Genomic DNA, 25,314 nt, shown 5'->3' on the forward strand with positions numbered 1-25,314 from the left:
TATCCACCATTTCCCAGCGGTAGTACGCACGTTGGTGGCAGTCTGCTCAACGGGTCGTCGAGTCATCGAGCAGACACACAAAGTGGCAGTACGAAATCCAGGTACACAGTGCAAGTACGAGGCACGCAGCCGGAGGTGCACGTCCCGTGGCGTCCAATGTCAATCCCACCGTCCGGCGGCGCCGGCTCGGCCAGGAGCTGCGCCGGCTCCGTGAGCTGAAGGGCATGACGGCCGAGGAGGTCGCGGAGCGGCTGCTCGTGTCGCAGTCGAAGATCAGCCGGCTGGAGAACGGCCGCCGCAGCATCAGCCAGCGCGACGTGCGCGACCTGTGCGGGGTCTACGAGGTCGAGGACCAGCGGATCGTCGACTCGCTGATGCAGATGGCCAAGGACTCCCGCCAGCAGGGCTGGTGGCACGCGTTCGGCGACATCCCGTACAGCGTCTACATCGGTCTGGAGACCGACGCGGAGTCGCTGCGGGTGTACGAGCCGCAGATCATCACCGGCCTGCTGCAGACCCGCGCGTACGCCGAGGCGATCGTGCAGGGCGGCTCGCCGGAGTCCAGCGAGCAGGACAACGACAAGCGGGTGGAGGTGCGGCTGCGCCGGCAGAGCCGGGTCACCGCCGAACAGGACCCGCTGCGCCTGTGGGTGGTGCTCGACGAGGCCGCGCTGCACCGCGTCGTCGGCAGCCGCCAGGTGATGCGCGAACAGCTCGAACACGTCCTGGAGCTGAGCCAGCTGCCGCACGTCACCGTGCAGGTGCTGCCGTTCGAGGTCGGCGCGCACGCGGGCATCAACGGCCAGTACTCCATCCTGGAGTTCGCCGACGCGGCCGACTCCAGCGTGGTCTACATCGAGGGCGTCACCAGCGACCTGTACCTGGAGAAGCCGCACGACGTGCAGAAGTACACGGTGATGTACGAGCACCTGAGGGCGCAGTCGCTGAACGTGGAGCAGTCGCGGCGGCTGGTGGAGCGGCTCGCCAAGGAGTACGCACGCTGAACTCCCGTTGCGGGAGCGCCGGATGGTACACCGACGGCACGTACGACGGGAAGTCCCGCTCGGAATATGCCATCCGGTCGAGTGAACGAGACCTCCGGACGACGAGGGTGACGAGTAGCGTCGATCACGCCAACCAGCACCGACGGTTGGCGCAATCCGTTCTGCGGTCCACGCCGGAATGCGCAGGCCGGTGACAGCAACTCAGCATCTGGCTACGGAGCGAACATGGCAATTCGTCTGGGCGCCACGGAAACGTGGACGACGTCCTCCTACACCAACAACAACGGGGCGTGCGTGATGGTCAGGTCGACCACCGAGGAGGCGCTGGAGCTCGGGGACACCAAGATCCCCGAGGGTCCGAAGCTGGCGTTCCCGGCCGACGCGTGGAGCGCCTTCGTGGCCTCGGTCAAGTAGCCCCGGCGCCCTCCGGCGCAGGCGGCACCACCGACAGGCCCTCTCGACGAGTCCGCCGTCCTTGCCGAGAGGGCCGGCTTGCGCCCGCCGGGCGCCCCGGCCCGCCCCACCGGGAGACGGCAGACCGGCCGCGGGAACCCCCGCGACCGGCCGCACACGACCGTGTCCGGCGCTCTGCGCGCCGCCGGTCCGTCGTCAGCCCGCGGTCGCCTTAGCCTCCGCGACCGGGAAGGCGACGTCGCACACCGGGTCCTGAGGGCCCGCCGCGTCCCAGTCCGCGAAGTAGATCTCACGGCACGGGCCCGCGTACGTCAGCCCCCGCTCCCGCATCCACTCCTCCACCGCCTCGAAGGCGGCCAGTATCTGCGGGTGCGCGACCTGTGCCTTGGTGATCCGGGTGCGGGCCAGCCGCATCGCCGGCTCCACCCGCACCGTCGTCCCCCGGGCCCGGCCCCGCTCCGCGGCCCAGGCGCGGGCCGCCGCCTCGTCGGCGACCGGCACGCACGCCTCCGCGGGCCCGTCGCTCTCCACCGACACCTCGGAGTGGTAGACGACGAACGGCGACCCGGTCACCCCGCCGCAGGCGCGGGCGCCCTCCTCCAGCCGTCCCAGCGACGCGCCGATCCACGCCGGCAGCTCGTCCGCCAGGATGTGCCGCGACTCGGTGATCACCACCTGCTCCGGCACGTCCACCGTCTCCACCGTGAACTTCCCGTACATCTCGAGGCTCCTCCCCGACAACCGTCCACGGAGATAGTCGGCGAGCGTCCGCTGCGCGGCATGACGCGCCTCGACCTCGGCCCAGTACGCGTCCAGCCGGCCGGCCTGCGCCGCGCCGTCGCCCGCGTCCACCACCTCGGCGATCCGCGCCAACGGCATGTCCAGCTGCCGCAACAGCGCCACCAGCCGGGCCCGTTCGACCTGACCCGCCCGGTAGTACCGGTAGCCGGTGTCCGCGTCGACCCGCGCCGGCGCCAGCAGCCCCAGCCGGTCGTACAGGCGCAGGGCCTTCGCCGACAGGCGGCTGCGGGCCGCGAACGCCCCGATGGAGAGCAGTTCCTCGTCCACGTCGACATTCTCCGTCACCGGGCGGTCCGTCCGCCCGGTGACGACGACGCTCACCCCTGCCCCAAGGGCAAGGTCAACCGTCAGCCCAGAGCCTTCTCGACGGCCGCCACGACCTCCGCCGACTCCGGCTCCGTCTGCGGGGAGAAACGGGCCACGACGGCGCCGTCCCGGCCGACGAGGAACTTCTCGAAGTTCCAGCGGATGTCACCGCTGTGCCCCTCGGCGTCGGCGAAGCCCACGAGACGCTCGTACAGCGGGTGCCGGCCGTCCCCGTTCACCTCGACCTTCTCGGTCATCGGGAACGTCACCCCGTACGTCGCCGAGCAGAACTCCGCGATCTCCTCCGCGGAGCCCGGCTCCTGCCCGAGGAACTGGTTGCAGGGCACGCCGAGCACGGTGAACCCGCGCTCCGCGTACCGCTCGTGCAGCCGCTCCAGGCCCTCGTACTGCGGGGTGAGACCGCACTTGGAGGCCACGTTCACGACGAGCACGGCACGGCCCGCGTACTGGGACAGGTCGGCCGGGCCGCCCGTGAGGGCGCCGATCTCGACGGCGAGCGGCGCGGCGCTGTTGTTCTCGGTAGTCGTCATGGGGCCGACCCTAGCTGCGGCCGCCGGCTCCCGGCCGACCGCCCTGACGGGAATCCACCGCTCCCCGACCGCGTGCGCCGAGTCACCGAGGGGCCTACTCCTCGGGGGCCTCGCCCTCCACCAGCCGTTCCGCGATGTCGTCCGCCCAGGCCAGCGCCCAGCGCCGCAGCTCCTCGATCTCCGGGGCGTCCAGCCCCTGCGCACGGAACCCGCGGTCGTCGAGCCACTCCGTGCCGGTCAGCCGGGACTGCAGCTCGGTGAGGTCGAAGGTGTCGGGCGCGTGCCGGCGCCCCAGCTCCTCCAGCTCGGCCGGACTCCACCGGTCCGCGGCCGCGTGCACGTCCACCAGGTCACGCGGCAGCCCCCGGTCCGCCAGCGCCCGCACCCGCGTACCGACCAGGTCCTCCAGCGACAGCGCCGGACCGGCCGCGGTCGTCACCGGCGGCCGCCACAGCACCTCCTTGCGGAGGTCGACCCGCCACCGCACCCCGGTCTCCTCGTCCCCCACGACCAGCCGCGCCGCCAGCGGATCGGCCACCGGCGCCTCGACGGGCCACCCGCGCGCCTCCAGCCCCGCCCGCACGGCCCCGGCGATCTCGGCCATGTCCGCGGGATGCTCGGTGGCCAGATCCACCCCCTCACTCACCCGGGCGTCCACCAGCCCGTGCGCCCGTACGGCCTCGCCGCCCGCCAGGACCAGGCCGTACGGCGCCCCGACGGCGAGCAGATCGCCCGCCAGCCGCTCGTGCACGGCGTCCACGCCGAGGGGAGGTGAGGTCATGCCCCGATTATCGCGGCGGGGACGCTCCGCCACGATCGGGTGAAAGCGTCCGGTACAGGGCAACGAGTCGCATTCCCCGCAGGTCACCTACGCGCACGAACGGAACGACCAGGAGGGACGCGCCACCGTGACCCAGCCGAACGACCCGAACCAGCAGCCGCCCCACGCGAACCAGCCGCCTCACCCGGGCGGGCAGCAGCCGTACCCGCAGCCTCCCGGGTACGGCTTCCCGGGCAGCCCGCCCCCGCCGCCCGCGAAGAAGCGCCGCTTCCTCAGGTTCGCGGGCTTCGGCTGCGCGGGCGTCCTCGGTCTCGTCGTCGTGATCGCCGCGCTCTCGGCGAGCGGCGACGACTCCGGCGACGGCGGGAACACGGCGGCCGACGCCTCCGTCAGCGCGTCCGCCGGGGCGAAGGAGAACGGCACGAAGGAGAGCAGTCCGAAGAAGAAGGAGGCCCAGGAGAGCGGCGGCCCGGTGAAGGTCACCGCGGAGCGCGCGGAGTTCAGCAAGAGCATCCTGGCCGACGGCAGCGACTACACCAGTGTGAGGGTCACCGTCGTCAACGACGGCGACGACGAGGTGAGCGTGAACCCGCTCTACTTCACGATCACCGACACCGGCGGCACCAAGCACACGGCCGAACTCGGCGTGGACGAGGAGCAGATCGACACGGTGGACCTCGCCCCCGGCGAGAACGTCTCCGGCACCGTCACCGGCAAGGGCACCTTCACCCCGAAGTACGTGACCTACACCGACGGCCTGCTGGGCGACCCGATGCGGGTGGACGTGTCCTGAGACCTCAGTCCGGCCGTACCTCGAAGTACTGGTCCGGGGAGTCCGCACAGGGTTCCTGGACGGCCTCCACGCCCTCCGCGACCGAGTCGTCGGCGCTGCCGACGCACCGCCCGCCCGGCACCGTCCTGAACCGGTACGCGCCGGCCTGATTCGGGACGGCCTCGGGGCGGAACAGGGTCGCGCCGGCGCAGTCGTCACGCGGTTCGAGCATGCCCCTTATCGGGCCGGTGTCCATGACGGTCAGACACCCCTTGCCGAGCTCCGGATGGTGCCACTGGATCCGGTACAGCCCGGCGCCGGCCGGTTCGAGGTACGTACGCGGGACCGGGGCCCCGGCGCAGGGGAGCCGGACGGCGACGGCGCTGCCGTAGGCGCCGCGACGGTCGCGTCCGTCGGTGAGGCACAGGTCGGTCCGTCCGGCGGGCCGGACGGTCACCCAGCCGTCCACGGGCGCCTGCGCCTCGCCCTGGGCGACGGGGGCGTCGTCCCGCGTGTCCTCCGCCCCGGACTGCCAGGCCCGGACGCCGATGCCGGCGACGAGGAGGAGCCCGACGGCGGCGAGCGCGAGCAGGAGGCGCCGGCGCGGCCGTGGCGTCCTGGCCGCAGCGTCCTCGCTCTCCCGCCCCACCGCGCTCACCTCCTCGTGTCCGTCGTGCGGCGCGGGAGGGGACGCGGCGGGGGCGGGAGCCGGTGCGGACGGGCCGCCGCCCTGACCGGCACTCCCCTCCGCGATCCTCTCCCGGGCCTCCAGCCAGTCCCCGACCCGCTGTCCGTCGCCGCAGGCGCGCACGAAGGCGGCCAGGACGTCGGGCCGGGGGAGACGGTCACGCCGGAGAACGTCGGCCAGGGTGCTGCGCGCCAGCACGTCCCCGTTCCGGCCGGCCTGCTCCTCCAACTCGCGATAGGTCATCCCCGACAGCGCCTTGAGCCGCCTCATCGACTCGACGAAACCGGCGGCATCCTCGGCCGCGTACGGAGACAACTCACGCAGGTTCCCCATGCGTGCCATCTTGCTGCGGTCGTTGCACGCTGAACAACGGGGAAACCCGCCATGCGGCGCGCGCATGCCGAGGACCCGCCACCGTGTGCGTGCCGACCCGTGGTGGCGGTGACGGGCCGCGGTCTCCCCCCTGCCGCGGCCCGTGCTCCCCCGCCGGCACCTCGACCTTGCCGAACGGGACGGCCGGGATCAACAGGGAGAGCCTGTCCCGGACAGCCGTGAGCTTGTCCGGGCAGGTCAGGGACGTTGTGGGGCCGCGTCCCGGACAACGGACGGGCAGTGGGCGGCGCGCCGGGGAGCGCCCCCGCATAGAATCCGGCCCATGGTGAAGCCCGACGAGCTGATCGTAGACATCGCCGCCCGCGTGGAATCCGGGCAGAGCAGCCAGATGTCTCTGACCGTGGTCACCGGTGGTGCCGTCATCACCGGCCGGCTGGCTCCCGAATCCGTGTGGCGGAAGAGGGTCATGGAGGTGCTGACGGACTCGGACCAGCTCGCCGAGTTCGCCTCCGTCTTCGACGCCCCGGTCAAGCGGGACGGCCCTCCCACCCACCTCCACTTCCACGTGGCCCGGATCATCCAGGGCACGGTCGGCGTCCCGGAGACGGGCGGCATGTACCGGGTGGCGATCGAGGACGTCAGCGCCTGGACGGTGGGCGACTTCAGCTACTCCTGACGTACGCGGGTGCTCCGTCCGCACGCGGACGCCCGGCGGTGTCTTGCGTTCACCGCACCGGCCCTTTAAGTTACTGGCCAGTAGCCACAGGTGAACGGAGCGCCGTCATGCCCACGCTGGACCGCCACGAGAACGTCTTCGTCCTCGACCTGGGAGACGGCGAGAACCGCTTCCACCCCGACTGGATCGCCGCGGTCGCGGCCGCGCTCGACGAGGTCGAGAAGGCGGAGGGCCCGCGCGCCCTGGTGACGGCGGCGACGGGCAAGTTCTGGTCCAACGGCCTGGACCTGGAATGGCTGTTCGCCAACGCGGACCACTACCAGGACTACGTGGTGTCGGTGCACCAGCTGTTCGCGCGGGTGCTGTCGCTGCCGGTGATGACGGTGGCCGCGCTCCAGGGCCACACGTTCGCGGCAGGGGCGATGCTGTCGCTGGCCCACGACTTCCGCGTCATGCGCGAGGACCGCGGCTATTGGTGCCTCCCGGAGGCGGACATCGACATCCCGTTCACCCCTGGCATGTCGGCCCTCATCCGCGCGCGCCTGGCCCCGCAGACGGCCCACGAGGCGATGACGACGGCACGGCGGTACGGGGGAGCGGACGCGGCGGCGTCGTCGATCGTGGACCGGGCGGTCGCGGAGGCCGATGTCCGCCCCACGGCGATCGCCCTGGCCGAGTCCCTCTCCGGCAAGGCCGGCAACACCCTGGGCACGATCAAGTCCCGCCTGTACACGGAGGTTTTGTCGACCCTGAGGGACACGGCGAACCCGATGGGCTGACGGGCGTCAGGACGGTTGTCGGTTCTGCTCCTGCCCGACGCCGACATCCCACAGCGGTCCGGCGCACCTGCCCCTGGACGCCGCTGGGGCTGCAACTGCCTGCTGTGTGCAGCAGGCAGGGACCGCACGGTGACGTGGCCGTATGGTCAGTCGCGGATCTCTTCCCGCAGCCTGTGCAGTCTCGGCAGTGCCCACTGGGCGAGAGGAGCGGCCAGTGGGCACCAGCACGTAGGCGACGGGGCCGGTCGCGAAGCCGGAGGGGCAGTTCAGGAGCGAGCCTCCGAAGACGACCAACGGGACGTGGAAGTCCTTTTGCGGCGAGCCTTCATACGTCGCGATCAACCACACCATGCACGCTGTGGCGAGGACGCAGCTGGGCCCCAGGACATATCGGAGGAGGGTCATCGCGACGTCCTCCGAAGCGGCTCCCGCAATCATCTCCGTGCAGTACAGGAACGGCGGAAGCATCGTGATCACGCGTACTACGGCGATGTCCCTGGAGCTTCCCGTCCTCGTGTGTGTGAATGCGTGTCGGTGAGTGTGCTGTCCGGCGAAGGCCATGAAGCGCTTTGGGCCCGGCGAGCGGCCGGAGTGAGGTGCGGGCGTCCCGTCAGACCTTCTCGACTCGCACGGAATGGCCGGCGAGGAGTTGATTCATGTCGTCGGTGTCGGAGGTGAAGACGGTCGCCTGGGCTCCCTGTGCGGCTTCCCGCCCGGCCACAGCCGCCAGGACGGCGTCGATGGCGTACTTGTGCCCGTGCAGGCCGGCTGCCTTCAGCATGTCGCGTGCCATAACGGTCACCTGGTCGTCCGTGTGCACGATGCGGATCCGGGACAGCGTCCAGTTCCACAGCGCCTGCCGCGACGCTTCGCGCGGGTCCCAGGCCTCCAGGGTCGTGAGCGCCGAGGTGACGATCGGGATGTCGAGCCGCGGGGCCGTCTTGATCAGCGCGGTCATCTCCCGATCGCCCTGGACCGCCTTGGAGAGCGCCTCGGAGTCGAACACGAAGACGCGCTGTCGCGGCCGGTGCAGCTTCGCTCGGGCGGTGCGGCTCACGCGGCCTCGTCCGAAGCCGATCGCTGCTGGTCGTGCCAGCCGTCGATGGCGGCGATGCGCTCCAGCGCCGCTTGCTGCTCGTCGTCGGTCACGGCGCCGTGCTCTTCCTCGAGCCGGTCAGCCAACTCGCGCAGGCGGTCCATGGCGTCCTGGTGGGCGGCGGCGGCCGCGATGTAGCCGGACACCCCGCGTGCGTCGACGCGCTCCTTGATCGATTCCACCAGCTCTTCCGGCACGGTGATGGTGATCTTCCGAGTTGCCATACTTCGAGTATGCCACGCTCTGTGCGGCATGGCCTGCTCTTCTCGAAAGAACCGGTTCCGAAGATCAGAAATGTGCGAGATGCCCACGACCCCGGACACGACGAAGGGCCAGCCTGGGAGGAAACCCCTCCTGAGCTGGCCCTTTGCTCTGTGCCCCCGGCAGGATTCGAACCTGCGACACCCGCTTTAGGAGAGCGGTGCTCTATCCCCTGAGCTACGAAGGCGTGCGTCCTGGTCGGTGGCTGCGGGCCCGGTCACGGGGACAGCGGCGACCGCCTGGGCGCTCGATCCACAGGGTACCGGATCGGTGTCCGGGTGGGTGGGGGTCGGGGACAGCCGAAGATCGAGAAGTTCGACCGGCCGATCGGCCAGGGTCCGCCCGGCCCCCACCCACCCCCTCACGGCTTCCGCGCCACCCCGCCGAACATCGCCACCTCCGCCGGAACCTCACCGGAGCCCTCGTCCGGGCGCCACCGGTTGCAGGACACCACCCCCGGCTCCAGCAGCTCGAGCCCCTCGAAGAAGCGGGACACCGCCCCCGGTGTCCTCTGCGTCAGCTTCGGCGTCCCGTTCTCGTTCCAGAACGCCACCGCCGCGTCCACGTCCGGCATGTCCGGGCGGGTGATCGTGTGGGAGAGGACGAGGTGGCTGCCCGACGGCAGGCGGTCCATCAGGCGGCGCACCACCCCGTACGCCTCCTCGTCGTCCTCGATGAAGATGACCACGCCCAGCAGGACCATCGCGACCGGCTTGCCGAAGTCCAGTGTCCTCGCGGCCTGTTCGAGGATCGCGTCGATGTCGCGCAGGTCCTCGTCGAGGTATGCCGTGCTGCCCTCCGGCGTACTGGTGAGCAGCGCCTCCGCGTGCGCCAGCACGATGGGGTCGTTGTCGACGTAGACGACCCGCGAGTCGGGCGCGACGCGCTGCGCCACCTCGTGGGTGTTGTCGGCCGTGGGCAGGCCCGTGCCGATGTCGAGGAACTGGCGGATCCCGCACGGTCCGGCCAGGTGCCGCACCGCGCGGCCGAGGAACTGCCGGTCGGCGAGGGCGTAGTCGCCGATGCCGGGGTGCAGCTCGCGGATCTGGTCGCCGGCGGCCTGGTCGACCGGGTAGTTGTCCTTGCCGCCCAGCCAGTAGTTCCAGATGCGCGCGGTGTGCGGCTGGTCGGTCCTGATGCGCTTGCGCGCCTCGAGCGATGCCGCGGATATCTCCGTCACTACGTCCTCCCAGAGCTGACCGGCAGCTGTCAAGGAGCAACCTAGCGGGGGGAGTTGTAAGGGACCGGTCAGCCCCGCCGAGCTGTCACCGGGACGTCGTGCGCGTCACCCTCACCCGGTACTCCTCCTCGCCCCCCGCCAGCACCGCCACCCGCACCCCCTCCTCCCGGTCCACGAAGCTCTGCCCCGGCTCGAACGTCGCGTCCGACAGTTCCGCGTGCACGTTGGGCGCCCGGGTGCAGCCGCCGCTGTCGCGGGTCGCGTCGTGCACGGTGATCGGGCCCATGCCCGTGTCCACGTCCGCGTCGACCCGGTAGATCAGGACGCCCGGCCGGCACACCGCCTCGTCGTTCCCCTCGCGGGTGCGGACCTCGACCGCGTACCCGGAGTGCGCGTCGAGCGGGACGAAGAGCAGCTTGGGGCCGCCCGCGCGGGCCAGCGGCGTCAGGACGTACTCCCGCGAGCCGCGCCCGGCCACGCAGCTCACCTGGGACGTGTCCAGCCAGCCCAGCTTCCACTTGTGCCAGGCGAGGAAGTCGTTGTTGGCGCCCCAGTCCTCGCTCATGATGTCCCAGTGGCCGACGGCGCCGCCGCCCTCGGCGGTGTAGAGGTCGGGCAGGCCGAAGACGTGGCCGTTCTCGTGGGGCAGCACGCGGTAGCCGGTGCGGGCGTAGGAGCCGGAGCCGTCGTCCTGGCGGGAGTAGACGAACGACGCGTTGGAGACGGGCCGGCCGTCCGCGGTGGGGGCCTCGTCGTTGCCGGCGAAGGTGACGGACAGGACGGTGTCCAGGGCGGCGGGGCCCGCGTTGGGGGTGACGAGGACGTTGACCAGGTCGTACGACTGGAAGTCCACCTCGGTGTCGGCCTCGGAGACGATGTCGCGGATCAGCTCCCGGTAGCCGGGGTCGAAGGGGGCGCCGCGCTCTATGCCGTACTGGCGGAAGGACTTCGGCATGCGCAGCCACTCGGGGACGGGCAGTTCGGGGCGGTAGTCGAGGCGGCCGTAGGAGCTGGTGGTGAACCACTCGCGGGTCTGCGGGAAGAACTCGCGGTAGCGGTCCAGGGCGTCGCCGTCGCCGGGGGCGTCCGAGAAGTCGATCATCAGGGTGAGGGCGCGGACCGTGCCGGTGGAGCGGGTGTAGCCGGGGTCCGTGGGGATGCCTTCGGACATCTGGACCTCGCGGTCGCTGCCGATCATGCACGGGCCGTGGGCGGAGCTGCGGGAGAGGGCGCTCGGGCCGGCGCCGGGGGCGGTGGTGGCGGGGGAGAGGTGACCGCTTCCGGCCGAGCTGCAGACCGCGAGGGTGAGGGCGGCGACGGAGCCCAGGGCGGCCAGGCGGCGCGGGGATATCCGGCCTCGGCTCGGCTGCGGCTGCATGGGGGGACCTCCGCTCCGCACGGCAGCCGCCGTCTCCGACTGCACCCTCTCGATCACCCTGCGTCACGGGTGGGGGGTGCGCTCGCCGGGTGGTCCGATCGTGGAGGCCAGTGGGAACGAAGTGTGACCTGGGTCACATGAAAAACTTCCCGTCCGGGAAATAACCGGGGATCGTCTCCCCGTTTACGCCTGTGTCCGCACGATCCGGGGACACAATCCCCGGTTCCGCCGCAGACGAAGAACGGCAGACAAGAACAGACGCCAGAGCAACACCCCGAGGAGTGCACCGTGACCGCGACGACCGAGACCCCCCTGACGCGCAAGGCGCCCCGGCCCCGCGCCGACGCCCTGCGCAACCGGGAGCGGATCGTCGCCGCCGCCCGGGAGATGTTCACCGAGTTCGGGCCCGAGGTCCCGCTCGACGAGATCGCCCGCCGGGCCGGCGTCGGCAACGCCACGGTGTACCGCAACTTCCCCGACCGCGACGCGCTCGTGCGCGAGGTGGTCTGCTCCGTCATGGACCGTACGGTGCGGGCCGCCGAGCAGGCGCTGAACGAGACCGGGGACGCCTTCGAGGCGCTGGAGCGCTTCGCGCACACGGCCGCGGACGAGCGGATCAGCGCGTTGTGCCCGATGATCTCCAGCACCTTCGACCAGAGCCACTCCGACCTGGAGGAGGCGCGGCGGCGCGCCGAGAGCCTCGTCGCCCAGCTCATGGACCGCGCACGCGCGGCCGGGCAGCTGCGGGACGACGTGGAGTACGGCGACCTGATGGTGGGCGTCGCGCAGCTGAGCCGGCCCCCGGCCGGCACCGCCTGCATGAGCGCCGACCGTTTCGTCCACCGCCACGTCCAGCTGTTCCTGGACGGCATGCGGGCGCCCGCGCCCTCCGTCCTGCGGGGTTCGGCCGTGACCGTGGAGGACCTGCGCCGCTGAGCGACTCCTGACACCTTCAGGCCGCCCGTCCTGATCACGGGCACCGGCACCGACGGCCGTCGACGGGGACGCGCCGCTGGCCCAACACGTCCGATTTTTCGTTACTCACATCTTCATTCCGCTACAAGTCCCGAAGTGGGTACCCCCATGTCTGAAACAGTGTCCCCGGCCGGAAAGGCCCCGGGCCGCGCCGACGCAGGCGGCCCGGACGCCAACCGCTGGAAAGCCCTCGCCTTCATCGCGATAGCCCAGCTGATGGTCGTCCTGGACGCCACCATCGTGAACATCGCCCTGCCCTCCGCCCAGCAGGACCTCGGCATCTCGGACGGCAACCGCCAGTGGGTGGTCACCGCCTACGCCCTGGCCTTCGGCGGACTTCTGCTGTTCGGCGGCCGGATCGCCGACCTGTGGGGGCGAAAGCGGGCCTTCGTGGTCGGTCTCGGCGGCTTCGCGCTGGCGTCCGCGCTGGGCGGCGCGGCCACCAACGAGGCGATGATGTTCGGCGCCCGCGCACTCCAGGGCGCGTTCGGCGCGCTGCTCGCGCCCGCCGCGCTGTCGCTGCTCGCGGTGATGTTCACCGACGGCAAGGAGCGCGCCAAGGCGTTCGGCATCTACGGTGCGATCGCGGGTGGCGGTGGCGCCGTCGGCCTGATCCTCGGCGGCTTCCTCACCGAGTACCTGGACTGGCGCTGGACGTTCTTCGTGAACATCCCGTTCGCCGTGGTCGCCGCGGCCGGCGCGTACTTCGTCATCCGTGAGCCCAAGGGCGGCCGCAACCGTTCCCCGTTGGACGTCCCCGGCGTGATCCTGTCCACCCTGGGTCTGGTCGCGCTGGTCTACGGCTTCACCCGCGCCGAGTCCGAGGGCTGGAGCGACACCCTCACCATCGGCATGTTCGTCGCCTCGGCCGTGCTGCTCGCCGCGTTCGTGGCCGTCGAGGCGCGGGTCAAGGCGCCGCTGCTGCCGCTGCGCGTGATCACCGAGCGCAACCGCGGCGGGGTCTACCTGTCGCTGGGCCTGGCCATCATCGCGATGTTCGGCCTGTTCCTCTTCCTCACCTACTACCTCCAGGTCGTGAAGGGCTACTCGCCGGTGAAGACCGGCTTCGCCTTCCTGCCGATGATCGCGGGCATGATCACGGGCTCCACGCAGATCGGCGCCCGGCTGATGACGCGGGTCCCGCCCCGGCTGCTGATGGGCCCCGGCTTCCTGGTCGCGGCGGTCGGTATGCTGCTGCTGACCCAGCTGGAGATCGGCACCTCGTACGCGGCCGTGCTGCTGCCCGGCATGCTGCTGCTGGGTCTCGGCATGGGTACGGCGTTCATGCCGGCCATGTCGCTGGCCACCCTGGGCGTCGAGCCGCGTGACTCCGGTGTCGCCTCCGCGATGGTCAACACCTCGCAGCAGGTGGGCGGCGCGATCGGCACGGCCCTGCTGAACACGATCGCCGCCTCCGCCACCACCGCCTACGTCGCCGACCACATCGGCGGCGCCTCGGGCCGGGCCCAGCAGCAGCTGGTCCAGCTCCAGGGGCAGGTGCAGGGCTACACCAGCGCCATCTGGTTCGCCGTCGGGATCCTGGTGGCGGCCGCGGTCATCGCCCTGACCCTGATCAACGCGGGCCGTCCGGGCGGCACGGCGGTCGCCGGGTCCTCCGACGCGGCCGCGGAGAACGAGGCGGCCGTGCCGGTGGCCATGCACTGACCCACGGGCCCGCCTCCCGGAGCCGTCCGCGCGGGAGGGGAAGGGGACGCCCCTTCCGAGCGGTTCCGAAGGACCTGCCCCGGCTTCCGCGGCGTCAGCGGAGCCAGGGCAGGTCCGCACCCGCTTCGCTCGGCTGAAGTCCCTCGGCGACGATCCCCATGATCTCGCCGAGGGACTTCTGCTGTTCCGGGGTGAGCCGGTCGAACACCGCCTGCCGTACGGCGTCGACATGGCCGGGCGCGTGGCGGCGCAGGACGTCCATGCCCGCGTCGGTGAGCACGGCGAACTGGCCGCGCTTGTCGGCGGGGCAGTCCTCGCGGCGGACCCAGCCGTTCTTCTCCAGCCGTGAGACCGCGTGCGACAGGCGCGAGCGGGTGATCTTGGCGTCCTTGGCCAGCTCCGTCATCCGCAGCCGCCGGCGGGGTGCCTCGGCCAGCTTCACCAGCAGGCCGTAGTAGACGTGCGGCATGCCCGCGTCCCGCTGGAGCTGACGGTCGAGGTGGTCCTCCAGGAGCGTGGTGGCGTCGACGTACGCACGCCAGACGCGCTGTTCCTCGTCGGTGAGCCAGCGTGGCTCCCCGGCGGCTGCCGAAGATGCGGATGCCGTGTTCATGTACCCCACTGTACGGGCGCTCTTCTTGAAGGTTAAACAAATGGGGCGTACAGTCGTCAGTGGAAGTTGAGAGTTCAAGTAGAAGCTTCCAGGAGACGCTCGCGAAGGAAGGAGTCGCCGTCATGACCGCCGCCACTCAGGAGCGCATGCCGGCGCTCTACCTCAGCCACGGCGCCCCGCCCCTGGCCGACGACCCCGTCTGGCCCGGCGAGCTCGCCGCCTGGTCCGCGGACCTCCCCCGCCCCAAGGCGATCCTCGTCGTCTCCGCCCACTGGGAGGAGGCCCCGCTCGCCCTCGGCGCGACCGAGACCGTCCCCCTGGTCTACGACTTCTGGGGCTTCCCCGAGCACTACTACCGGGTGACCTACCGGGCCCCCGGAGCCCCCGAGCTCGCCGAGTCGGTACGCAAACTGCTGCGCGCCCCCGGCACCCCCGTGCAGGACGTCCCCGACCGGGGCCTGGACCACGGCGCCTACGTCCCGCTCGTCGAGATGTACCCGGACGCCGACATCCCCGTCCTCCAGATCTCCATGCCGACCCTCGACCCCGTGAAGCTGATGGAGACCGGCCGCCGCCTCGCCCCGCTGCGGGACGAGGGCGTGCTGATCGTCGGCTCCGGCTTCTTCACCCACAACCTCGCCGCGCTGCGCCAAGGCGGCATCCCCGCCTGGTCGGCCGAGTTCGACGCGTGGGGCAGGGAGGCGCTCCAGGCGCGGGACGTGGACGCGCTGCTCGACTTCACCCGCAAGTCCCCGGCGGGCCGGCTCGCCCACCCGCGCACCGAGCACTTCGCCCCGCTCTTCGTCACCATGGGCGCCGCGGACGCGGCGGGCGAGCTCGGGGAACAGAAGTCCGTGATCGACGGGTTCTGGATGGGGCTGGCCAAGCGGTCGGTGCAGTTCGGCTGAGGCGGTGCCCCGTGGGGCGGGGCCGGCGGGGGAGTGGCGTCACAGCTCCTTCTCGTGCCAGGCCACGTCCCACCAGCGGCCGAACTTGTGACCCACCTCGCGGTACGTGCCGACGTACCGGAAGCCGAACCGCTCGTGCAGCCGCGTCGAGGCGGCGTTCGGCTGGGCGACGCCCGCGTAGGCGCGGTGCAGCCCCTCGTCCGCCAGGGCGTCGAAAAGGGCCTGGTAGAGCAGGGTTCCGATGCCGCGCCGGCCGGCGTCCGGGGCGACGTACACCGTCGTCTCGACGGACGTCGCATAGGCGGGCTTCGCGCGGAACGGGCCCGACGAGGCGTACCCGAGGACCCGCCCGGACCCGGCGGCCGTGGCAACCATCAGGCGGTGGGGGCCGTCTACAGGGTGGGAGAGCAGCCAGGGGCGTCGCTCCGCCGGAGTGAACGGAGTGGTGTCGAACGTGACGGCCGTCTCACGTACGTAGTGGTTGTAGAGGTCGGTGAGGGCCACGAGGTCACCCTCGTTCCCCGGTCTGACCTGCACCTCCGCGTGACCCGGCTCCATCGCACCTCCCTGCGTGGCCGGACAGGGTACTGCATGATCAGAAAAATCGGGGGGCGGGTTGGGAATTCTGTCCTGATTCCAGTCGTTGTTTCCTACGGATGCGGGCACCCGAGCAGAGTCCGGAAAAGACCCTGAAGACCGTGCCGAGTGTCCGCAGGACCACCCGCTGACCTCACCATCGCAAGGGAGCACGCATGGCAACCCGTGCCGTCGCCCGTCGTCAGTCCGCCTCCGGCGAGACGGTCGACTCGGCAAGCAGTGTTCGCGCCCATGGCGGCGAGATCGCCGACCGCGACCTGGTCGGCATGTACCTCGACGAGATCGCGCGCACGCCGCTGCTCGACGCCGCCAAGGAAGTCGAGCTGTCACAGATCATCGAAGCGGGTGTGTTCGCACAGCAGATCCTCGACGGGCGCGAGGAGAACAAGGTAGGAGCCACCCCCGAGGAACTCCAGGCCCTGGTCGACGCCAGCGAGCGGGCGAAGGACATCTTCATCCGTTCCAACCTCCGCCTGGTCGTCGCCGTCGCCCGGCGGTACCCGCGCAGCGGTCTGCCGCTGCTCGACCTCATCCAGGAGGGCAACGCCGGCCTGGTCCGCGCGGTCGAGAAGTTCGACTACCGCAAGGGCTTCAAGTTCTCGACGTACGCCACCTGGTGGATCCGGCAGGCCATCACCCGGTCCATAGCCGACCAGTCGCGCACGATCCGTCTGCCCGTCCACCTGGTGGAGGAGCTGGGCCGGATCCGTCGCGTGCAGCGCGAGTTCAACCGTGAGCACGGCCGCGACGCCGAGCCCGCGGAGATCGCCGCCGAGCTCGGCTCCACGCCGGAGCGCGTCACCGACGTGCTCGACTGGGCCCGTGACCCGGTGTCGCTGAACATGTCGGTGGACGACGAGGGCGAGACCCAGTTCGGCGACCTCCTGGAGGACACCTCCGCGGTGTCGCCGGAGCAGTCCGTGATGACGCTGCTGCGCAGCGAGGAGCTGGACGACCTGATCGGCCGCCTCGACCAGCGCACGGCCTCCATCATCAAGATGCGCTACGGCATCGAGGACGGCCGCGAGCGCACGCTGACCGAGGTCGGCAAGGAGCACGGTCTGACGCGCGAGCGCATCCGCCAGATCGAGAAGCACGCGCTGCTGGAGCTGAAGAAGCTGGCCCGTTCCACCGGGTTCGACGCGGCGGCGTGACGGAAGCGTCCGTCCGCCGGCGCGGCGTCCGGCCCCGCGACCGCGCGCCGGACGTCCCGCGTGACGGCCGTGCCGCGCGCGGTCGCGTGAGGGGCGCGGGCCGCGTGCGCCGGGTGGCGGAAGACCGCGCAAACATGGCTGTTCCCCGCCGCTTCAACCCGGCGGGGCCGGGGAACAAGACGTGAGAACCCAGTAGTCGGAAGGCTTTGGGGCCTCGGGCCCCGGGCCGACCCACGCGCCACGTCCCGACGCACCACCCCCCCCCGGCGCCGGGACTTCCCACGCCGGGTCCGGCGCCTGTCCCCCCGGGCGCCGGGCCCGGCTTTTCGCTGTCTTTCCCAGCGGGTCACCCCGGACCTGAACCCCGGGGTGGCCCGCCAGATGGCAGATTGTGCCACATGGGCATAGCCTGCCGAAGGTGAGCAGCACCACTCCGACGCCGCCCCCGCCGTTCCCCGAAGACCCGGCGGCCGACGGCTCGTTGACCGAACGGCGCAAGGCGCGGACCCGCCTCCACATCGCCCGCACCGCCGCCGGGCTGTTCGTCCGGGACGGCCTGCGCGCCACCCGCGCCGAGGACATCGCCCACGCGGCCGGCGTCGCCCCGCGCACCTTCTACCGGTACTTCCCCACCAAGGAAGAGGCCATCGGCCCCCTCTACGCGCTCGGCGCCCGGCGCTGGGTGGACGCGGTCCGCGCCGCTCCCGCCGGGACGCCCCTGCCGCGCGTGCTCGAGGAGGCCGCCCGGCACACCCTCACCCCCGGGCTCGGGGTCGCCGAGGAGTCCTGGAACTGGGTCCGCACCCTCATCCGGCTCGCGGCGGACAACCCCGCGCTGGGCAGGGTGTGGGCGGAGGCCTGCCGGGCCTCGGAACGGGACCTGGCGGACGCGCTGGCCCGCCGGCTGACCGACGGCCCGCCCCCGCGACCGGACACCGACGTCGCCACCCGCACCCGCCTGTGCTTCGCCGCGGCCGCCGCGAGCGCCGCCGTCCGCACCGCCATGGAGAACTGGGCGGCACTCGACGGCCCAGCGGAAGGCCCGGCCGGCCCCGCGGAGCTGGCCGCCGCGAATCTGTCCGCGCTGCGGGACTTTCCGTGGGCGGCGGTGGCGGGGCCACGGGGGCGGTAAGCGCGCGGGGCGGCGCGGGGGCGGAGGGGGAGGCGGGGAGGTCTCGGGCGCGAGTCGGGCGCGTGAGGTGTCGACGGCGGGGGGCCGCGACCGATGGCGCGGGCGGACGAGGGCGTTGACGGGGCGGGGAGAGGCGGCACGGGCGTGGTGGTGTCGAGGCCTGGGCGGTGACGGGCGTGGGGTGGGGCCCACTCGGGCGTTGGCGGTGAGGGGCTGGATCCGGCTGGTGCGCGCAGGGCGTGGTGGTGCCGGGCCTGGGCGGTGACGGGCGTGGGGCGGTTCGCGGGGACGCGGGCGCTGCCCGTGCGGGCACTGGATCCGGCGGGTGCACGCAGGGCGTGGTTGTGCCGAGGCCTGGGCGTGGGGCGGCTCGCGGTCACGCGGGCGTTGGCGGCGTGGGCATCGTGCAGGCGCGCCTGCGTCGGCGCGAGGGCGGTGACAGGCGCGCCTGCGGGTGCGGACCCGTGTGTCCGGGGCGCCGGGGAGCTACTCCACGGCGCCCGCCGCGTGCGTCAGGCGGGTGCCCAGGGTGCGGGCCGCCTCCGCCAGTTCCGGGGGGTCCTGGACCGTGAAGGCGTGGCCCAGCATGGCCAGGCGTACCGCCATCCAGTCCTTCGGGCCGCTCACCGTCGCCCGCAGCCGGCAGCTGTCCTCGTCCAGCGGCTCGGGCGCGCCCATCCAGGGCGGGAGCCGCGGCGCGACCGTCGCGGCGGGCGCGGCGAACGTGACGGTGATCTCGTAGGAGTCGAGCGCGCGGTTCACGGACCGCCGCAGGAACTCCGCGGCGCTGCCCGTCGGCAGTTCACGCGGGCTGAAGCGGGCGCCCGTGGCGAAGGGGTCGCTGACCCGGTCGACACGGAAGGTGCGCCAGTCCGCGCGGTCGAGGTCGTAGGCGACCAGGTACCAGCGGCGGCCGGTGGACACCAGCCGGTGCGGTTCGGTCAGGCGCCGGGACTCGGTGCCGTCGGCGGCGCGGTAGGAGAACCGCAGCCGCTCGTGCCCGGCCACCGTGGACGCCATCACCGTGAGCGTCTCCGGGGCGATCGTCGGGCCGTCCCCGCTGGTGAGCGGGGTCGTCGCGGCCTGGAGCACGCTCACGCGGTGCCGCAGCCTGCCGGGCAGCACCTGCTCCAGCTTGGCCAGGGCCCGCACCGACGCCTCGTCCACCCCCTCCAGGGCGTGGCCGGCGCCGGCCCGCAGGCCGACCGCGATGGCGACCGCCTCCTCGTCGTCCAGCACCAGCGGCGGCATCGCCTTCCCCGCGACCAGCCGGTAGCCGCCGTCCGAACCCATCGTCGCCTGCACGGGATAGCCGATGTCCCGCAGCCGCTCGACGTCCCGCCGGACCGTGCGCCGGGAGACACCGAGCCGGTCGGCCAGCTCGCCGCCGGGCCATTCGCGGGGCGTCTGGAGGAGGGAGAGCAACTGGAGCAGCCGTGCCGGGGTGTCCGTCGTCATGCGTCGAGCATGCCCCACCAGTAGGACCGGATCTGACCTACTCGGGTCATAGCGTCGCGGACATGCACTCCACCGACACCGCTCACGCACCGACACCGCAGCCCGTACCGGGCGACCGCCGGCGCTGGTTCGCGCTGGCCATCGTGATGACCGCGGCCTTCATGGACCTCGTCGACGTCACCATCGTCAACATCGCCGTCCCCTCGATCCAGCGCGACGAGGGCGCCACCTTCAGCCAGATCCAGTGGATCACCGCCGGCTACGCGCTCGCCTTCGCCGCCGGGCTGGTCACCGGCGGACGGCTCGGCGACATCCACGGCCGCAAGCGGGTCTTCCTCGTCGGCATCGGCGGCTTCACCGTCGCCTCCGCCCTGTGCGGGCTCGCCGTGAACCCCGAGATGCTGGTCGCCTCCCGCATCCTCCAGGGCGCCATGGCCGCGCTGATGGTGCCGCAGGTGCTGTCGATCGTCCACGCCACCTTCCCCGCGCACGAACGCGGCAAGGTGTTCGGACTGTTCGGCGCGATCGTCGGCCTCGGCGCGGTCTCCGGGCCGCTGCTGGGCGCGCTGCTGACGGAGGGCAATCTCTTCGGGCTGGAGTGGCGGCCCATCTTCCTGATCAACCTGCCTGTCGGCGTCGCCGCCCTCGTCCTCGGCAGCCGCTTCATCACCGAGTCCAAGGCGCCCCGCGCCCTGAAACTCGACCTGCCCGGCGTCGCCCTCGTCACCCTCGCCCTGCTGATGCTGCTCTACCCGCTCACCCGCGGCCGCGAGCTGGGCTGGCCGGTGTGGGGCTACGTGTCGATGGCGGGCGCGCTCGTCGTGTTCGCGGCCCTGGTGGCATACGAGCGGGCCAAGGGCGCGCGGGACGGCTCCCCGCTGATCGAGCTGTCGCTGTTCCGGGTGAAGAGCTTCGCGGCGGGCATCGCCGTCCAGACGGTGTTCGGCGTCGGCCTCGGCATCTTCTTCCTCGTGTGGACGCTGTACATGCAGATCGGGCTGGGCTGGAGCGCGCTGCGCGCCGGACTGACGGGCGTGCCGTTCTCCGTCGCGGTGTCGGTGGCCGCCGGGGTGTCCGTGCAGCAGCTCGTCCCGCGCTTCGGCCGCAAGGTGCTCCAGGCGGGCGCCCTGGTCATGATGGCCGGCGTGCTGATCTACCTGGTGGAGGCCGACCGCTACGGGCTCGGCATCACCTCCTGGCAGATGGCGCTCCCGCTGGCCGTCATGGGCGTCGGCATGGGGCTCGTCGTGGCCCCGCTGACCGACGCGGTGCTGTCCGAGGTGCCGCGCGAGCACGCCGGTTCGGCGTCGGGACTCATCAACACCGTGCAGCAGATGGGCAACGCGCTCGGCCTCGGTCTGGTCTCCGTGGTCTTCTTCGGAGTCATCGACGAGAAGCTCGCGCCCGCCGAGGTGGGTCCCGCCTTCGTGGACGGCTTCACCCACGCCCTGGGCTGGGTGGCGGCGGTGCTCGGCGCGATCTTCCTGCTGATGTTCGCCCTGCCGAAGCGGCCGGCGCAGCACGTCGAGGGTGCCGCGGGCGTCGAGGCGGCGCCGGCGGTGGGGGAGAAGGAGCCGGAGCTGGTGCCCTGACGGGCCCGCTCCGACGCACCGCCGCCCGGAAGTGGGCATGATCGGACGTCCGGTTGTGCCCGTTTCCGGGCGGTGACTGTTTACTTTCCGGACATCCCGACGTAGCCTCCCAGCGAAATCACACGTTCGGACACGGACGCGCCCGCGAGGGTGAGCGCGGACGGAACCGGGAGGCAGGCGGCCATGTACGCACCGGAACGGCAGCAGGAGATCCTTCGCCTCGCCCGCGACGGTGGACGCGTCGACGTGGTCTCGCTCGCCGAGGAGTTCCAGGTGACCGCCGAGACCATCCGCAGGGACCTCAAGGCCCTCGACCGCGCCGGACTCGTCCGCCGCGTCCACGGCGGCGCCATCCCCGCCGGACGCCTCGACTTCGAACCCGACCTCGCCGAACGCGAGACGACCGCCGCCGACGAGAAGGACCGCATCGCCCGCGCCGCCCTCGCCGAAGTTCCCGCCGACGGCACGATGATCCTCGACGCGGGGTCGACCGCCGGCCGCCTCGCCGGCTTCCTGACCCCGGAGCTCTCCCTCACCGTCGTCACCCACAGCCTGCCCGTCGCGGCCCGCCTCGCCGACCACCCCGGCATCCAGCTCCACCTCGTCGGCGGACGCGTACGGCACCGCACCCGCGCCGCCGTCGACGCCTGGGCGCTCAGGGCGTACGCCGAGATCCGCGCCGACGTGCTGTTCCTCGCCGCCAACGGGTTCTCCGCCGAGCACGGCCTCACCACCCCCGACCTCGCCGAGGCCGCGGTGAAGCGCGCCGCGACGGCCGCCGCCCGGCGCGTGGTGCTGCTCGCCGACTCCTCCAAGCACGGCCAGGAGCACTTCGCGCGGTTCGGCGGCCTCGACGACGTGGACCTCCTCGTCACCGACACCGGGCTCGACCCGCGGGACGCCGCCGCCATCGAGGCCGGCGGCACGGAAGTGGTACGCGCATGATCCTCACCGTCACCCCGAACCCGTCCCTGGACCGCACCTACGAGGTGCCGTCCCTGGACCGCGGCGAGGTCGTCCGCGCCACCGGCGAACGCGTCGACCCCGGCGGCAAGGGCGTCAACGTCTCGCGCGCCGTCGCCGCCGCAGGCCGCCGCACCGTCGCCGTCCTGCCGCTCGGCGGCGCCCCCGGCGCCCTGGTCGCCGACCTCCTCGACGCCCAGGGCATCGAGGTCGCCCCTGTCCCCGTCACCGGCGCCACCCGCTCCAACATCGCCCTCGCCGAGACCGACGGCGTCCTCACGAAGATCAACGCACCCGGCCCGGACCTCACCCCCGCCGAGCAGGAGAACCTCCTCGACACCGTCCGCCGCCACGCCGCCGGCGCCGACTGGATCGTCTGCTGCGGCAGCCTTCCCCGAGGCCTCGGCCCCTCCTGGTACGCCGCACTCGTCGCCCGCGTGCACGCCGCCGGCCTGCGCATCGCCCTCGACACCTCGGGCCCCGCCCTGCTCGCCGCCCTCCGCGAACGCCCCGACGTCGTCAAACCCAACGCCGAGGAACTCGCCGAGGCCGTCGGCCGCCCCCTCACCACCGTCGGCGACGCCCTCAAGGCCGCCGAGGACCTGCGCGAGACGGGCGCCCGCGCCGTCCTCGCCAGCCTCGGCTCCGCAGGACAGCTCCTCGTCGACGCCGACGGCGCCTGGTACGGCACCGCCCCGGTCGACGCCGTCCGCAGCAACGTCGGCGCCGGCGACGCCTCCCTCGCCGGGTTCCTCGTCGCCGGAGGCCGCGGACCGGAGGCGCTCGCCTCCGCCGTCGCCCACGGCGCCGCCGCCGTCCGCCTCCCCGGCAGCCTCATGCCGACCCCCGGCGACCTCGACCCCGCCGCCGTGACCGTCACCGCCGACATCCCCGTCGACCGGCCGCTGGACGGAGCGGCCGGATGACACCCACCGACCCCACGTCCCACGACCTCTCCTACGAGCTCCCCCGTCCCCTTCTCGTCCCCACCCCCGCCCGCCCCGCCGTACGGGCGACCCGGGCGATACGCGTGCGAAGGAGCCCGCGATGAGCGACACCATCACCGCGGACCTGGTCGACCTCGACCTGTCCGCCGACACCAAGGAAGCGGCGGCCCGCGCCCTCGCCGAGCGCATGGCGGCCCAGGGCCGGGTCACCGACCTGGAGGGATTCCTGGCCGACGTCGCCGCCCGTGAGGCGCAGATGCCGACCGGCCTCGACGGCGGCATCGGCATCCCGCACTGCCGCAGCGCCCACGTCACCGAGCCGACCCTCGCCTTCGGCCGCAGCGCCGCCGGCATCGACTTCGGCGCCCCCGACGGGCCCGCCGACCTGATCTTCCTCATCGCCGCCCCGGCCGGCGCCGACGACGCCCACCTCACTCTGCTGTCCGCCCTCGCCCGGCGCCTGATGAACACCGAGTTCACCGACGCCCTCCGCGCCGCGACCGACGCGGGGCACGCGGCGGCGCTGATCCGGGGGGAGGAGACGGCTTCCGGGGACGCGACTTCCGAGGGCGCGGCTGACGAGGGCGCGGCTTCCGACGGTGGAGCCTCTGAGGGCGCGGCTTCCGGGAACGCGGCTGACGAGGGCGCGGTCACCGTCCCCGACGACTCCGTGGCGGTGCCGGCGGCGGCCTCCGCCGGCACCGCCACGGGCTCCGCCGCCCCCGCCGGCGACCGCCCCTTCCGGATCGTCGCCGTCACCTCCTGCCCCACCGGCATCGCCCACACCTACATGGCCGCCGAGTCGCTGGAGACCGCAGGCCGCGAGGCGGGCGTCGAGATCGTCGTCGAGACGCAGGGCTCCGCCGGCTTCACCCGGCTCGACCCGGCCGTGATCGCCGCCGCCGACGGCGTGATCCTCGCCCACGACGTGCCCGTACGGGACAAGCAGCGCTTCGCCGGGAAGCCCACCGTCGACACCGGTGTGAAGGCCGCGATCAACCGCCCCGCCGACCTGATCGGCGAGGTCCGCGACAAGGCCGCACGCGGCGAGACCACCGCGGCCGGCCCCGCCGACGGGGCCACCCCCGTCGAACGCGCCGGCACGGACGACGAGGGCTACGGCACCCGCCTGCGCCGCTGGCTGATGTCCGGCGTCAGCTACATGGTTCCCTTCGTCGCCGCAGGCGGACTGCTCATCGCCCTCGGCTTCGCGATCGGCGGCTACGAGATCAACGAGGCCCCGTCGGTCATGGACCACTTCGTGTGGACCCAGGCCGCCAGCTGGGGCGCGCTGCTCTTCCAGACCGGCGGCGTCGCCTTCGGCTTCCTCGTCCCCGTCCTCGCCGGTTACATCGCCTACGGCATGGTCGACCGGCCCGGACTCGTCCCCGGCTTCGTCGGCGGCGCCATCTCCCTCACCGTCAACGCCGGCTTCCTCGGCGGCCTCGCCGCCGGACTGATCGCCGGCGGCGTGGTGCTCGCCATCCAGAAGGTCAACATCCCGGCGGCGCTGCGCGGCATCATGCCGGTGGTGGTGATCCCGCTGATCTCCTCGGCGGTCGTCGGCTTCCTGATGTTCGTCGTCATCGGCAAGCCCATCGCCGAGGCCCAGAAGGGGATGACCGACTGGCTGAACGGTCTCACCGGGGCCAACGCCGTCCTGCTGGGCGCCCTGCTCGGCCTGATGATGTGCTTCGACCTCGGCGGTCCCGTCAACAAGGTCGCCTACACCTTCGCCACCGCCGGCATCGCCGTCGCGAACCCCGGCGACTCCGCGATGAAGGTCATGGCCGCCGTCATGGCAGCCGGCATGGTCCCGCCCCTCGCGATGGCCCTCGCCACCACCGTGCGCGGCCGGCTCTTCAACCGCGCCGAACGCGAGAACGGCAAGGCCGCCTGGGTCCTCGGCGCCTCCTTCATCTCCGAGGGCGCCATCCCCTTCGCCGCCGCCGACCCGCTCCGCGTCATCCCCGCCTCGATGGCGGGCGGCGCGGTCACCGGCGCCCTGTCCATGGCGTTCGGCGCCACCCTGCGCGCACCCCACGGCGGCATCTTCGTGGTGCCCCTGATCGGCAACCCGCTGCTCTACCTGGTCGCCATCGCGGCCGGTGTCGGCGTCACCACGGCCCTCGTGATCGTCCTCAAGGGCCTGCGCGGGGCCGCCGGTCCGGACGGTCCGGCGCCGGGCGAGGACACCGCCCTCGCACCGGCGGCCGGGGGCGCCGGAACGCGCAAGGAGACGGTCGCCGCGCGGACGGTGTGACGATGCGTCCGTTTGGGGGTGTGTGGG

General features: G+C 72.5%; 25 protein-coding genes, 1 tRNA gene and 1 pseudogene. 15 read left to right on the plus strand and 12 right to left on the minus strand.

Translation table 11 applies throughout. The annotated features are described in order from the left end of the window. Positions 1-146 precede the first annotated feature (146 nt). The gene (locus ACQZOG_RS02755; protein WP_430741242.1) at positions 147-1,004 is read left to right on the plus strand and encodes a helix-turn-helix domain-containing protein; all 858 of its coding nucleotides are present in this window, start codon (positions 147-149) and stop codon (positions 1,002-1,004) included. A gap of 225 nt (positions 1,005-1,229) precedes the next feature. After that, positions 1,230-1,418: a DUF397 domain-containing protein gene (locus tag ACQZOG_RS02760; RefSeq protein WP_033276565.1), complete on the plus strand. Its 189-nt coding sequence runs from the start codon at positions 1,230-1,232 to the stop codon at positions 1,416-1,418. A gap of 195 nt (positions 1,419-1,613) precedes the next feature. Here the strand turns inward: ACQZOG_RS02760 and ACQZOG_RS02765 are convergent, their stop codons facing one another. The 3 genes from ACQZOG_RS02765 to ACQZOG_RS02775 form a co-directional block, all read right to left on the minus strand. After that, positions 1,614-2,504 (minus strand): MerR family transcriptional regulator, encoded by an 891-nt coding sequence (locus ACQZOG_RS02765; protein ID WP_430741243.1) that lies wholly within the window; start codon positions 2,502-2,504, stop codon positions 1,614-1,616. Positions 2,505-2,566: 62 nt separating this feature from the next. Further along, positions 2,567-3,076 (minus strand): glutathione peroxidase, encoded by a 510-nt coding sequence (locus tag ACQZOG_RS02770; RefSeq protein ID WP_033276566.1) that lies wholly within the window; start codon positions 3,074-3,076, stop codon positions 2,567-2,569. Positions 3,077-3,170: 94 nt separating this feature from the next. Further along, the gene (locus ACQZOG_RS02775) at positions 3,171-3,857 is read right to left on the minus strand and encodes a nucleotidyl transferase AbiEii/AbiGii toxin family protein (protein WP_193454993.1); all 687 of its coding nucleotides are present in this window, start codon (positions 3,855-3,857) and stop codon (positions 3,171-3,173) included. 127 nt (positions 3,858-3,984) lie between these two features. Here ACQZOG_RS02775 and ACQZOG_RS02780 point away from each other — a divergent pair, with 127 nt between their 5' ends. After that, on the plus strand, positions 3,985-4,650 hold the full coding sequence (locus ACQZOG_RS02780; protein WP_430741244.1) for a DUF4352 domain-containing protein: 666 nt from the start codon (positions 3,985-3,987) through the stop codon (positions 4,648-4,650). Between the two features lie 4 nt (positions 4,651-4,654). Here the strand turns inward: ACQZOG_RS02780 and ACQZOG_RS02785 are convergent, their stop codons facing one another. Continuing rightward, positions 4,655-5,650: a helix-turn-helix domain-containing protein gene (locus ACQZOG_RS02785; RefSeq protein ID WP_351084396.1), complete on the minus strand. Its 996-nt coding sequence runs from the start codon at positions 5,648-5,650 to the stop codon at positions 4,655-4,657. 322 nt (positions 5,651-5,972) lie between these two features. On the opposite strand from ACQZOG_RS02785, the gene ACQZOG_RS02790 reads away from it, so the two are divergent. Both ACQZOG_RS02790 and ACQZOG_RS02795 read left to right on the plus strand, forming a co-directional pair. Then, positions 5,973-6,326, plus strand: a complete 354-nt coding sequence (locus ACQZOG_RS02790; protein ID WP_033276570.1) for a hypothetical protein — start codon at positions 5,973-5,975, stop codon at positions 6,324-6,326. Between the two features lie 107 nt (positions 6,327-6,433). Next, positions 6,434-7,105, plus strand: a complete 672-nt coding sequence (locus tag ACQZOG_RS02795; RefSeq protein WP_033276571.1) for an enoyl-CoA hydratase-related protein — start codon at positions 6,434-6,436, stop codon at positions 7,103-7,105. A gap of 610 nt (positions 7,106-7,715) precedes the next feature. Here the strand turns inward: ACQZOG_RS02795 and ACQZOG_RS02800 are convergent. The 5 genes from ACQZOG_RS02800 to ACQZOG_RS02820 form a co-directional block, all read right to left on the minus strand. Beyond that, positions 7,716-8,162 (minus strand): hypothetical protein, encoded by a 447-nt coding sequence (locus ACQZOG_RS02800; RefSeq protein ID WP_037640130.1) that lies wholly within the window; start codon positions 8,160-8,162, stop codon positions 7,716-7,718. After that, the gene (locus ACQZOG_RS02805; protein WP_191883223.1) at positions 8,159-8,425 is read right to left on the minus strand and encodes a hypothetical protein; all 267 of its coding nucleotides are present in this window, start codon (positions 8,423-8,425) and stop codon (positions 8,159-8,161) included. The genes ACQZOG_RS02800 and ACQZOG_RS02805 overlap by 4 nt, the downstream gene beginning before the upstream one ends. 151 nt (positions 8,426-8,576) lie before the next feature. Next, positions 8,577-8,649, minus strand: a tRNA-Arg gene (locus ACQZOG_RS02810). Between the two features lie 174 nt (positions 8,650-8,823). Then, the gene (locus ACQZOG_RS02815) at positions 8,824-9,642 is read right to left on the minus strand and encodes an SAM-dependent methyltransferase (protein WP_430741245.1); all 819 of its coding nucleotides are present in this window, start codon (positions 9,640-9,642) and stop codon (positions 8,824-8,826) included. A gap of 85 nt (positions 9,643-9,727) precedes the next feature. Next, complete coding sequence (locus ACQZOG_RS02820; protein ID WP_037640093.1) at positions 9,728-11,020, minus strand: M6 family metalloprotease domain-containing protein; 1,293 nt, start codon at positions 11,018-11,020, stop codon at positions 9,728-9,730. A gap of 288 nt (positions 11,021-11,308) precedes the next feature. Between ACQZOG_RS02820 and ACQZOG_RS02825 the strand changes: the two genes are divergently transcribed. Both ACQZOG_RS02825 and ACQZOG_RS02830 read left to right on the plus strand, forming a co-directional pair. Continuing rightward, complete coding sequence (locus ACQZOG_RS02825; protein WP_058916619.1) at positions 11,309-11,956, plus strand: TetR/AcrR family transcriptional regulator; 648 nt, start codon at positions 11,309-11,311, stop codon at positions 11,954-11,956. A gap of 147 nt (positions 11,957-12,103) precedes the next feature. After that, on the plus strand, positions 12,104-13,660 hold the full coding sequence (locus ACQZOG_RS02830) for an MFS transporter (protein ID WP_033276582.1): 1,557 nt from the start codon (positions 12,104-12,106) through the stop codon (positions 13,658-13,660). Positions 13,661-13,754: 94 nt separating this feature from the next. Here ACQZOG_RS02830 and ACQZOG_RS02835 read toward each other — a convergent pair whose 3' ends face one another. Then, complete coding sequence (locus ACQZOG_RS02835) at positions 13,755-14,273, minus strand: MarR family winged helix-turn-helix transcriptional regulator (RefSeq protein ID WP_359568801.1); 519 nt, start codon at positions 14,271-14,273, stop codon at positions 13,755-13,757. Positions 14,274-14,419: 146 nt separating this feature from the next. On the opposite strand from ACQZOG_RS02835, the gene ACQZOG_RS02840 reads away from it, so the two are divergent. Then, a complete protein-coding gene (locus ACQZOG_RS02840; protein ID WP_359568824.1) occupies positions 14,420-15,181 on the plus strand; it encodes a dioxygenase family protein in 762 nt (253 codons plus the stop codon). Positions 15,182-15,220: 39 nt separating this feature from the next. On the opposite strand, the gene ACQZOG_RS02845 is transcribed toward ACQZOG_RS02840, so the two are convergent. Then, positions 15,221-15,739 carry a GNAT family N-acetyltransferase gene (locus ACQZOG_RS02845; protein WP_193455003.1) on the minus strand — a complete coding sequence of 173 codons (519 nt, stop codon included), beginning with the start codon at positions 15,737-15,739 and terminating at the stop codon, positions 15,221-15,223. A gap of 305 nt (positions 15,740-16,044) precedes the next feature. On the opposite strand from ACQZOG_RS02845, the pseudogene ACQZOG_RS02850 reads away from it, so the two are divergent. From ACQZOG_RS02850 to ACQZOG_RS02860, 3 genes and pseudogenes are all read left to right on the plus strand, one after another. After that, positions 16,045-16,122, plus strand: a pseudogene (locus tag ACQZOG_RS02850) (sigma-70 factor domain-containing protein); the annotation flags it as partial. Positions 16,123-16,233: 111 nt separating this feature from the next. Beyond that, positions 16,234-16,932: a sigma-70 family RNA polymerase sigma factor gene (locus tag ACQZOG_RS02855; RefSeq protein WP_372453483.1), complete on the plus strand. Its 699-nt coding sequence runs from the start codon at positions 16,234-16,236 to the stop codon at positions 16,930-16,932. Positions 16,933-17,350: 418 nt separating this feature from the next. Beyond that, positions 17,351-18,064 carry a TetR/AcrR family transcriptional regulator gene (locus ACQZOG_RS02860; RefSeq protein WP_359496601.1) on the plus strand — a complete coding sequence of 238 codons (714 nt, stop codon included), beginning with the start codon at positions 17,351-17,353 and terminating at the stop codon, positions 18,062-18,064. Between the two features lie 486 nt (positions 18,065-18,550). On the opposite strand, the gene ACQZOG_RS02865 is transcribed toward ACQZOG_RS02860, so the two are convergent. Beyond that, entirely contained in the window at positions 18,551-19,522 is a 972-nt protein-coding gene (locus ACQZOG_RS02865; RefSeq protein ID WP_033277392.1) for a helix-turn-helix transcriptional regulator, read from the minus strand. Positions 19,523-19,584: 62 nt separating this feature from the next. Between ACQZOG_RS02865 and ACQZOG_RS02870 the strand changes: the two genes are divergently transcribed. From ACQZOG_RS02870 to ACQZOG_RS02885, 4 genes are all read left to right on the plus strand, one after another. Then, positions 19,585-21,114 (plus strand): MFS transporter, encoded by a 1,530-nt coding sequence (locus ACQZOG_RS02870; RefSeq protein WP_033277391.1) that lies wholly within the window; start codon positions 19,585-19,587, stop codon positions 21,112-21,114. A gap of 183 nt (positions 21,115-21,297) precedes the next feature. Beyond that, positions 21,298-22,059, plus strand: coding sequence for a DeoR/GlpR family DNA-binding transcription regulator (locus tag ACQZOG_RS02875; protein WP_037640084.1), 762 nt, complete (start codon positions 21,298-21,300; stop codon positions 22,057-22,059). Continuing rightward, a complete protein-coding gene (gene pfkB / locus ACQZOG_RS02880; RefSeq protein WP_033277389.1) occupies positions 22,056-23,003 on the plus strand; it encodes a 1-phosphofructokinase in 948 nt (315 codons plus the stop codon). The genes ACQZOG_RS02875 and pfkB overlap by 4 nt, the downstream gene beginning before the upstream one ends. 121 nt (positions 23,004-23,124) lie before the next feature. Next, on the plus strand, positions 23,125-25,287 hold the full coding sequence (locus ACQZOG_RS02885; protein ID WP_430741246.1) for a PTS fructose transporter subunit IIABC: 2,163 nt from the start codon (positions 23,125-23,127) through the stop codon (positions 25,285-25,287). The last annotated feature ends 27 nt before the right edge of the window (positions 25,288-25,314 follow it).

Origin of the sequence: Streptomyces sp. P13-3-3, from assembly GCF_050571355.1 — a bacterium.
GTDB lineage: Bacteria > Actinomycetota > Actinomycetes > Streptomycetales > Streptomycetaceae > Streptomyces > Streptomyces althioticus.

Bases quoted from the DNA above. Each gene is read 5' to 3' on its own strand.
- ACQZOG_RS02760 (WP_033276565.1), top strand. From the start codon at position 1,230: ATGGCAATTCGTCTGGGCGCCACGGAAACGTGGACGACGTCCTCCTAC.
- ACQZOG_RS02770 (WP_033276566.1), bottom strand. From the start codon at position 3,076: ATGACGACTACCGAGAACAACAGCGCCGCGCCGCTCGCCGTCGAGATC.
- ACQZOG_RS02775 (WP_193454993.1), bottom strand. From the start codon at position 3,857: ATGACCTCACCTCCCCTCGGCGTGGACGCCGTGCACGAGCGGCTGGCG.
- ACQZOG_RS02785 (WP_351084396.1), bottom strand. From the start codon at position 5,650: ATGGGGAACCTGCGTGAGTTGTCTCCGTACGCGGCCGAGGATGCCGCC.
- ACQZOG_RS02790 (WP_033276570.1), top strand. From the start codon at position 5,973: ATGGTGAAGCCCGACGAGCTGATCGTAGACATCGCCGCCCGCGTGGAA.
- ACQZOG_RS02795 (WP_033276571.1), top strand. From the start codon at position 6,434: ATGCCCACGCTGGACCGCCACGAGAACGTCTTCGTCCTCGACCTGGGA.
- ACQZOG_RS02805 (WP_191883223.1), bottom strand. From the start codon at position 8,425: ATGGCAACTCGGAAGATCACCATCACCGTGCCGGAAGAGCTGGTGGAA.
- ACQZOG_RS02820 (WP_037640093.1), bottom strand. From the start codon at position 11,020: ATGCAGCCGCAGCCGAGCCGAGGCCGGATATCCCCGCGCCGCCTGGCC.
- ACQZOG_RS02830 (WP_033276582.1), top strand. From the start codon at position 12,104: ATGTCTGAAACAGTGTCCCCGGCCGGAAAGGCCCCGGGCCGCGCCGAC.
- ACQZOG_RS02835 (WP_359568801.1), bottom strand. From the start codon at position 14,273: ATGAACACGGCATCCGCATCTTCGGCAGCCGCCGGGGAGCCACGCTGG.
- ACQZOG_RS02840 (WP_359568824.1), top strand. From the start codon at position 14,420: ATGCCGGCGCTCTACCTCAGCCACGGCGCCCCGCCCCTGGCCGACGAC.
- ACQZOG_RS02845 (WP_193455003.1), bottom strand. From the start codon at position 15,739: ATGGAGCCGGGTCACGCGGAGGTGCAGGTCAGACCGGGGAACGAGGGT.
- ACQZOG_RS02865 (WP_033277392.1), bottom strand. From the start codon at position 19,522: ATGACGACGGACACCCCGGCACGGCTGCTCCAGTTGCTCTCCCTCCTC.
- ACQZOG_RS02870 (WP_033277391.1), top strand. From the start codon at position 19,585: ATGCACTCCACCGACACCGCTCACGCACCGACACCGCAGCCCGTACCG.
- ACQZOG_RS02875 (WP_037640084.1), top strand. From the start codon at position 21,298: ATGTACGCACCGGAACGGCAGCAGGAGATCCTTCGCCTCGCCCGCGAC.
- pfkB (WP_033277389.1), top strand. From the start codon at position 22,056: ATGATCCTCACCGTCACCCCGAACCCGTCCCTGGACCGCACCTACGAG.
- ACQZOG_RS02885 (WP_430741246.1), top strand. From the start codon at position 23,125: ATGAGCGACACCATCACCGCGGACCTGGTCGACCTCGACCTGTCCGCC.